This is a genomic window from Mycobacterium sp., assembly GCF_040398885.1.
In the GTDB taxonomy this organism is placed as follows: Bacteria; Actinomycetota; Actinomycetes; order Mycobacteriales; family Mycobacteriaceae; genus Mycobacterium.
The window spans coordinates 1-8064 of the sequence record NZ_JBBATF010000150.1; the positions used below are offsets into that span (position 1 = coordinate 1).

The 8064-nt window shown below is 69.6% G+C and carries 9 protein-coding genes; 5 read left to right on the plus strand and 4 right to left on the minus strand.

Annotated features, from left to right (window positions below):
* From ADBZ5U_RS13010 to ADBZ5U_RS13020, 3 genes are all read right to left on the minus strand, one after another.
* The coding region (locus ADBZ5U_RS13010) for a lytic transglycosylase domain-containing protein (RefSeq protein ID WP_526810821.1) at positions 1-865 on the minus strand (865 nt) is incomplete at its 3' end.
* A 78-nt stretch (positions 866-943) separates the two neighbouring features.
* Positions 944-1483, minus strand: a complete 540-nt coding sequence (locus ADBZ5U_RS13015; protein ID WP_526810823.1) for a DUF1003 domain-containing protein — start codon at positions 1481-1483, stop codon at positions 944-946.
* Positions 1480-2772 carry a magnesium transporter MgtE N-terminal domain-containing protein gene (locus tag ADBZ5U_RS13020; protein WP_526810825.1) on the minus strand — a complete coding sequence of 431 codons (1293 nt, stop codon included), beginning with the start codon at positions 2770-2772 and terminating at the stop codon, positions 1480-1482. Before ADBZ5U_RS13020 ends, ADBZ5U_RS13015 begins: the two co-directional genes overlap by 4 nt.
* A gap of 24 nt (positions 2773-2796) precedes the next feature.
* Between ADBZ5U_RS13020 and ADBZ5U_RS13025 the strand changes: the two genes are divergently transcribed.
* Positions 2797-3777 (plus strand): HpcH/HpaI aldolase/citrate lyase family protein, encoded by a 981-nt coding sequence (locus tag ADBZ5U_RS13025; protein WP_526810827.1) that lies wholly within the window; start codon positions 2797-2799, stop codon positions 3775-3777.
* Between the two features lie 18 nt (positions 3778-3795).
* Here ADBZ5U_RS13025 and ADBZ5U_RS13030 read toward each other — a convergent pair whose 3' ends face one another.
* Positions 3796-4275 carry a DUF4190 domain-containing protein gene (locus ADBZ5U_RS13030; RefSeq protein WP_526810829.1) on the minus strand — a complete coding sequence of 160 codons (480 nt, stop codon included), beginning with the start codon at positions 4273-4275 and terminating at the stop codon, positions 3796-3798.
* Positions 4276-4342: 67 nt separating this feature from the next.
* On the opposite strand from ADBZ5U_RS13030, the gene ADBZ5U_RS13035 reads away from it, so the two are divergent.
* The 4 genes from ADBZ5U_RS13035 to ADBZ5U_RS13050 all read left to right on the plus strand — a co-directional run.
* Positions 4343-4861, plus strand: a complete 519-nt coding sequence (locus ADBZ5U_RS13035; protein WP_526810831.1) for a general stress protein — start codon at positions 4343-4345, stop codon at positions 4859-4861.
* Positions 4862-5050: 189 nt separating this feature from the next.
* Positions 5051-6460 (plus strand): ABC transporter substrate-binding protein, encoded by a 1410-nt coding sequence (locus ADBZ5U_RS13040; RefSeq protein ID WP_526810833.1) that lies wholly within the window; start codon positions 5051-5053, stop codon positions 6458-6460.
* Complete coding sequence (locus ADBZ5U_RS13045; protein ID WP_526810835.1) at positions 6457-7362, plus strand: carbohydrate ABC transporter permease; 906 nt, start codon at positions 6457-6459, stop codon at positions 7360-7362. The genes ADBZ5U_RS13040 and ADBZ5U_RS13045 overlap by 4 nt, the downstream gene beginning before the upstream one ends.
* Positions 7359-8064: carbohydrate ABC transporter permease (locus ADBZ5U_RS13050; RefSeq protein ID WP_526810837.1), on the plus strand; the 706-nt coding region annotated here is incomplete at its 3' end. The genes ADBZ5U_RS13045 and ADBZ5U_RS13050, both read left to right, overlap by 4 nt.

Sequence of the window (8064 nt, forward strand, 5' to 3'; positions counted from 1 at the left end):
GGCTCTCCAGGTGCCCGCCGCCCAGGGCCGGAACCTGCCCGCTGATCGCGGGCAGGTTGACCGGTGCGACGCCGGTCGCATAGGCGGCGGCCCAGCCCAGGACGTTCTCCGCGTACGCCATCGAGTTGTTGTAGCGCAGGATCGCGGTCATGACCTGGGCCTGATTTCGCAGGTTCAGCCCACCGCTGCACAGGTAGCGGGCGGTGGCCAGGGTGGCGTCGAACAGGTTCTGCGGATCGGACTCGCCGTCGCCGTCGCCGTCGGAGGCGAACCGCGACCAGGTGCCCGGCAGGAACTGCATCGGGCCCATCGCGCGGGCGTAGACCGGCCGGCCCGCGGTGTTGCCCTGCACGATGATCTCGTTGCCGGGCAGGCTGCCGTCCAGCACCGGACCGTAGATCGGGCGGACCGCCGTGCCGCTCTCGTCGGTGGCGCCGCCGTTGGCGTGAGAGGACTCGATACGGCCGATACCGGCCAGCAGGTTCCAGCTCACGCCGCAACCGGGGGCCGCGGCGGCCATCGTCTGCTCGGCCTTGCGGTAAGCCGACAGGGCCATCGCCGGAATCCTCAGGCCGCCGACGGGGCCGCCCACCGTGCTGAGCACCGCGGCCGGCGGGGGCGGTGACAGGGCGTTCGCGGCGAACCGGAAGTCGGCGGGCGGCTTGGTCATCGCCACCACCGAGACACCGTCGGATTGCTGTTCGGCAGTGGCCTGCGGATTGCTCACGGGATTGTCGTCGGCCCCGACCGCGGCCGGGCGCTGGGGAGTGGCCGCCACGGCGCCGGCCAGAACGACCGGCGTCAACACTGCGATTCCGAACGCGGGTGCGCGTAAACCCTGGCTGACCAGGTGCCTTAGCCCCACTCGCCCGTCCTCGTCAGTTCGATGTAGTGGACCCCGCCACCATACATAAGGAATCAACCGCCGATAAACGCATTGGCATCATTGGTCACTCCCGGTCTCATCGGCGCGCTGGCCGGCCTCGTTCTTCTTGCCCGGTTTGGAGTTGGGCGGTTTCTTCTTGCCGAGCACCTCGCGCAGTTCCTCGATCTCCCGGCGCAGGTAGTCGCGGGTCGCGACCTCGCCGACCGCCAACCGCAGAGCCGCCAGTTCCCGCGCCAGGAACTCGGTATCGGCCTTGGTCTGCTGAGCCCGCCGCCGGTCCTCCTCCAGTGCCACCTTGTCCCGGTTCTCCTGCCGGTTCTGGGCCAGCAGGATCAGCGGGGCGGCGTACGCCGCCTGGGTGGAGAACGCCAGGTTGAGAAGGATGAACGGATAGGGGTCCCAGCGCAATCGCACGGCGAAGAGGTTCAGGGAAATCCAGACGATGACGGCGATGGTCTGCCAGACCAGGTAGCGGCCGGTGCCCAGGAAGCGGGCCACCGACTCACTGACCCGGCCGACCGCTTCGGGGTCGACGTTCAGCGACAGCCGCCGACGCGAGGTGAGCGGGGTGTCGAGCCGCTGGCGGGGGTCGCTCATCGCCGACCCCCCATTCCGGTGCCGGCGTCCTCGAAACTCTCCCGCCAGTCGTGTGGCAGCAGGTGGTCCAGGACGTCATCGACGGTCACCGCGCCGAGCAGGTGGCCTTCGGCGTCCAGCACCGGCCCGCACACCAGGTTGTAAGCGGCGAAATACCGGGTCACCGCGCCGAGCGTGGTATCCGGATCCAGATGCCGCAGATTCGCGTCGATGATGCCGCTGACCAGGTTCGCCGGCGGCTCCCGCAGCAGCGCCTGCAGGTGCACGCAACCCAGATAGCGGCCGGTGGGGGTGGCGGTCGGGGGGCGCACCACGAACACCACCGAGGCCAGCGCGGGAGTGAGGTCGGGGTCGCGGACCCGGGCCAGGGCCTCGGCGACGGTGGTGTCGGGGGCCAGCACCACCGGGTCGGACGTCATCAGGCCGCCGGCGGTGTCGGGGGAGTGGCTGAGCAGGCGGCGCACCGGTTCGGAGTCCTCGGGATCCATTCGGCGCAGCAGCACCTCCGCCTCGGTGGGGTTGAGCACCCCGAGAAGGTCGGCGGCGTCGTCGGGGTCCATCGCCTCGAGCACGTCGGCGGCCCGCTCGGTGTCGAGTTGGCGGAGCAGTTCGCTCTGATCGTCCTCGGACAGTTCCTGCAGGATGTCGGCCAGTCGCTCGTCGTCGAGGGCGTTCATCAATTCGGTGCGCCGCTTGGTCGGAAGATCGCGCAGGGCGTCGGCCACCTCGATCGGGCGTTGCCCCTCGAACTGGTGAAGCAGTTGGGCCACGCCCTGGTCGGGCATCGCCAGCCCGGACGGGGTCAGGCCCTGCACGTTCTGCCAGTCCACCACCACGACCGCGCCGCGCCGGCCGAGTCGGCGCTGGCTGCGCACCGCCACCCGGGTCACCACCCAGTCCCGGGTGCGGGTCTGCTCGATACCCAGGTCCACCACCACCATGTCGGCTCCGGCGAGTTGTTCCTGGGCGGGGTCCTCGATCCGGACCCTGGTGTCGAGCACCTGGCCCAGCACCAGCACCTCACCGGGGCGCTGGTGGAAACGACGCAGCGACACGTTGCCGGTGGTGAGGGTGACGGCGTCGGGTTCGATCGCGGTGACCCGCAGTATCGGAACGAAAATCCTCCGGCGGGTGGGCAACTCGACCACCAGGCCCAGGACGCGAGGTTGCTGGCGGACGATGCTGATGCTGACCACCACGTCGCGCACCCGGCCGAGGGACTCGCCGTCCGGTCCGAGCGCTGCCATCCCCGCCAGCCGCGCCGCATATACCCTGTTCACCGACGCCATAACTCAAAGGGTAGGAGTCTGCGGGTGAACCATCCCGATCGACCCGCCTATCGGCCTCGCCGAACCTGTCTGTCGGTTCCGGGCAGTAACCCCGGGATGATCGCGAAGGCCAGGGGATTGCCGGCCGACGAGGTGTTCCTGGATCTGGAGGACGCCGTGGCGCCGGGCGCCAAGGCGGCCGCCCGCACCGCGGTGGCCGCGGCGCTGGCCGGTCCGGGATGGTCGGGCCAGTTGCGCGGGGTCAGGGTCAACGACTGGACCACGCCGTGGACGCACCGCGACGTGATCGAGGTGGTGTCGGCGGCCGGAGCGCATCTGGACGTGATCGTGCTGCCGAAGGTCGCCGAGGCCTGCCACGTGCACGCGCTGGACCTGCTGCTGACCCAGCTCGAGCGCAGCCACGGCCTGCCGGTCGGGCGCATCGGGATCGACGCCCAGATCGAGGACGCCCGCGGGCTGACGAACATCGACGCGATCGCCGCGGCCCCCCGCGTGCAGGCCCTGGTGCTGGGACCCGCAGACCTGATGGCCGACCTGAACATGCGCACCCTGGTGGTCGGCGAGCAACCCGGGGGCTACGACGTCGGCGACGCCTACCACCACGTCCTGATGACCATCCTCGTCGCGGCCCGCGCACACGGGGTGGCCGCGATCGACGGGCCGTACCTGAAGGTGCGCGACGTCGAGGCGTTCCGGAAGGTGGCGGGACGCTCGGCGGCGCTGGGTTATGACGGCAAGTGGGTGCTGCACCCCGACCAGATCGCGGCGGGCAACGAGATCTTCAGCCCCCGCCAGGACGAGTACGACCGTGCCGAGTTGATCCTGGAGGCCTACGCCTGGCACACCTCCGCCGCCGGCGGGGCACGCGGTGCGGTGATGCTGGGCGAGGAGATGATCGACGAGGCCAGTCGCAAGATGGCCCTGGTGGTGGCCGCCAAGGGCCGTGCCGCGGGGATGCCCCGGACGGCCGCGCCGTTCGTGCCGCCTACCGGCGGGCGGCGATAGCCGCCGGCGACCGGCAGATCACCCGCTGTTCTGCGCGAACGTCCACAGGATGATGCTCAGCGACAAGGTGGCGACGCCGACGACGACGGCCGACACCGCCAGGGCGCGGCCCCGCTGGCCGGTTTTCCCGGTCTGGCTCACGGCGACCAGGCCGAGCACGATGCCCAGGATGGAGCCGACCCCGCACAGCAGGCCCAGGACCGAGGAGGCCAGGGCGATGATCGCCACCGGGTTGGTGCCGGTCTGGGGCGGCGCCGGGTAGTAGCCGGGGTAGCCGGGGTAGCCGGGGTAGCCGGGGGCGTACGGCGGCGGCGGGGCGTACGGCGGCGGCGGGTACTGCGGCGGCGGGCCGTACTGCGGCGGCGGTGGAGAGGAGCCGTAGACCGGGGCGCCGGGCGGCCCATAAGCCGGGTCGGGCGGTGGGTGGTAAGCCGGAAACGCCGGGTCGGTGTCGCCGATCCGCGGTGTCTCCCCGGGTTCACCGCTGGCGGCTGTCATGCTGTGAACCTAGCGTATGTACAGGGGCCGATAAGGCGTCGAACTCGATCTAAGGAGAAGGCAGGACATGACCAGTCCCTTTCCGTCAGCCCAGAACCCGGGTGGGGCCCCGGGCTCGTCGCGCCGTGGGCCACTCGGACTGCCGACGCCACCGAAGGGTTGGCCGGTCGGCTCCTATCCCACCTACGCCGAGGCGCAGAAGGCCGTCGACTATCTGTCCGACAACCAGTTTCCCGTCCAGCAGGTGACCATCGTCGGTGTGGACCTGATGCAGGTCGAGCGGGTGATCGGCCGGCTCACCTGGGGCAAGGTGCTTCTCGGCGGCGTGCTCAGCGGCGCCTGGTTGGGCGTGTTCATCGGCCTGCTGCTGGGGATCCTGACCAATAACCTGGGCCAGAGTTTGCTGGCCGCCGTCCCCGCCGGTGTTGTGTTCGGTTTGATAACCTCGGCGGTCCCGTATGGGATGTCAAAGGGCACAAGGGATTTCAGCTCCACCATGCAACTGGTGGCGGGCCGGTACGACGTGCTGTGCGATCCGCAGGGCGCCGAGCAGGCGCGGGACATGTTGTCGCGCTTGACGTTGTAGAGCCGAGTCGTATCGGCACCCGACTCCGGCCCGGCCGTGCGGCGACGCCGTCGCGAAGTCGGTCGGGCGGAAGCCCGGGGGATTCGGGTGACACCAGCGGACGCTGGCTGCCCGGCTTGCCGGGGTTTCACGGCTAAAGTACGTCGAGGGTGAATCCCGGCGGCTCGGTCCGCACGAAAGGCGGTTGGGTTGAGGAACGCTTGTCCGCGTACCCGGCGTGCGACCGCCGGGGTGTTGTCGGTGCTCACCATCGCGTCGGCGTCCGGTTGCGGCACCGGGCGAGACGACGGGGTGGTCAGCCTCTACACCCCGGCCAGCGAGAGCGCGACGTTCACCGCGGTGGCCGACCGCTGCAACGAGGAACTCGGCGGCAGGTTCACCGTCAAGCAGTTCGCGCTGCCCAAGGGCGCCGACGACCAGCGGCTGCAACTGGCCCGCCGGATCACCGGCAACGACCACTCCCTCGACATCATGGCCATGGACGTGGTGTGGACCGCCGAGTTCGCCGAAGCCGGCTGGGCGCTGCCGCTGTCGGCCGACCCGGCCGGCCTGGCCGAGGCCGACGCCACCACCGACACCCTGCCCGGCCCGCTGGCGTCGGCCACCTGGGCCGGCAAGCTCTACGCCGCACCGGTGACCACCAACACCCAGATGCTCTGGTACCGGCCCGATCTGGTGGCCCCGCCGCCGGCCACCTGGGACCAGATGGTGGCCGAGTCCACCCGGCTGCACGACGAGGGCAAGCCCGGCTGGATCGCCGTGCAGGCCAAGCAGTACGAGGGCCTGGTGGTGTGGTTCAACTCGCTGCTGGAAAGCGCGGGCGGGCGGGTGCTCTCCGAGGACGGCAAGACCGTCACCCTGGTCGACACCCCCGAGCACCGCGCGGCCACCGTCAAGGCGCTGAGCATCATCAAGGCGGTGGCCACCGCGCCCGGCGCGGACCCGTCGGTCACCCAGACCGACGAGGGCACCGCCCGGCTGGCCCTCGAGCAGGGCAACGCCGCGCTGGAAGTCAACTGGCCCTTCGTGTTCGCCTCCATGCTGGAGAACGCCGTCAAGGGCGGGGTGTCGTTCCTGCCGCTCAAGGACCGCCCGGAACTGGCCGGCAGCATCAGCGACACCGGCTCCTTCAGCCCCACCGACGAACAGTTCCAACTCGCCTTCGACGAGAGCAGGAAGGTGTTCGCCTTCGCGCCCTACCCGGGTGTGATCCCCGGCCGGCCGGCCCGGGTCACCCTGGGCGGGCTCAACCTCGCGGTCGCCTCCACCACCCGCCGCCCGGCCGAGGCGTTCGAGGCGGTGCGCTGCATCCGCAACGAGGCCAACCAGCGCTACACCTCCATCGAGGGCGGCCTGCCCGCGGTGCGCGCCTCGCTGTACGACGACCCGGACTTCCAGAAGAAGTACCCGCAGTACGCGATCATCCGCGACCAGTTGACCAACGCCGCGGTGCGCCCGGCCACACCGAACTACCAGGCGATGTCGACGCGGATCTCGGCCACCCTGGCCCCGGTCACCGGGATCGACCCGGAGCGCACGGCCGACGAACTGGCCGTGCAGGTGCAGAAAGCCATCGACGGCAAGGGGCTGATCCCGTGACGGCGCCGACCCGCAGCGACGACCGCCGGTCCCAGCGCCGGCTGGCCTACCGGCTGATCGCGCCGGCCGTCGTCCTGATGCTGGCGGTCACCGCCTACCCGATCGTCTACGCGATCTGGCTGAGCCTGCACCGCTACAACCTGGCCAGCCCGGCCGACACGGCCTTCGTCGGGCTCGACAACTACGCCACCATCCTCACCGACGAATACTGGTGGACAGCGTTTTTCGTCACCCTGATCATCACGGTGATCTCGGTGGCGATCGAGTTCGCCCTCGGCTTGGCGCTGGCACTGGTCATGCACCGCACCATTTTCGGCAGGGGGCTGGTGCGCACGGCGATCCTGATTCCCTACGGCATCGTCACCGTCGCGGCCTCCTACAGCTGGTATTACGCCTGGACCCCGGGCACCGGCTACCTGGCCAACCTGCTGCCCGACGGCAGCGCTCCACTGACCCAACAGATTCCGTCGCTGGCCGTGATCATCCTCGCCGAAGTCTGGAAGACCACGCCGTTCATGGCACTGCTGCTGCTGGCCGGCCTGGCCCTGGTCCCCGACGATCTGCTCAAGGCCGCCGAGGTGGACGGCGCCGGCGCCTGGACGCGGCTGACCCGGGTGATCATCCCGCTGATCAAACCGGCGATCCTGGTGGCGCTGCTGTTCCGCACGTTGGACGCCTTCCGGATCTTCGACAACATCTACGTGCTCACCGGCGGCGCCAATGACACCGCGTCGGTGTCGATCCTGGGCTACGACAACCTGTTCAAGGCGTTCAACCTGGGACTGGGTTCGGCGATCAGCGTGCTGGTGTTCCTCACGGTGTCGGTCATCGCGTTCGTCTTCATCAAACTGTTCGGGGCCTCGGCTCCCGGGGCCGGCGGCGCCGACGGCGAGGTCCGGTGATGGCGCGCCGCACCGGTTTCTGGGCCGTGATCAACACCCTGGTCGTGATCTACGCACTGCTGCCGGTGCTGTGGATCCTGAGTCTCTCGCTCAAGCCGACCTCAACCGTCAAGGACGGCAAGCTCATTCCGTCGTCGATCACCTTCGACAACTACAGGGGCATCTTCACCGGCGACGTGTTCACCTCGGCGCTGTTCAACTCCATCGGCATCGGCCTGATCACCACCCTGATCGCCGTGGTGGTCGGCGGGATGGCCGCCTACGCGGTGGCTCGACTGGAATTCGCCGGCAAGCGGACGCTGATCGGCGCTGCCCTGCTGATCGCGATGTTCCCGCAGATCTCGCTGGTGACACCGCTTTTCAACATCGAACGCCGGATCGGCCTGTTCGACACGTGGCCGGGTCTGATCATCCCCTACATCACGTTCGCACTGCCGTTGGCGATCTACACCCTCTCGGCGTTCTTCCGCGAGATCCCCTGGGATCTGGAGAAGGCCGCCAAGATCGACGGCGCCACACCCTGGCAGGCCTTCCGCCGGGTGATCGCGCCACTGGCGGCGCCGGGCATCGTGACCGCCGCCATCCTGGTGTTCATCTTCGCCTGGAACGACCTGCTGCTGGCGCTGTCGCTGACGGCCACCAGATCGGCGATCACCGCGCCGGTGGCGATCGCGAACTTCACCGGCAGTTCGCAATTCGAGG

Bases quoted from the DNA above. Each gene is read 5' to 3' on its own strand.
- ADBZ5U_RS13015 (WP_526810823.1), bottom strand. From the start codon at position 1,483: ATGAGCGACCCCCGCCAGCGGCTCGACACCCCGCTCACCTCGCGTCGG.
- ADBZ5U_RS13020 (WP_526810825.1), bottom strand. From the start codon at position 2,772: ATGGCGTCGGTGAACAGGGTATATGCGGCGCGGCTGGCGGGGATGGCA.
- ADBZ5U_RS13030 (WP_526810829.1), bottom strand. From the start codon at position 4,275: ATGACAGCCGCCAGCGGTGAACCCGGGGAGACACCGCGGATCGGCGAC.
- ADBZ5U_RS13035 (WP_526810831.1), top strand. From the start codon at position 4,343: ATGACCAGTCCCTTTCCGTCAGCCCAGAACCCGGGTGGGGCCCCGGGC.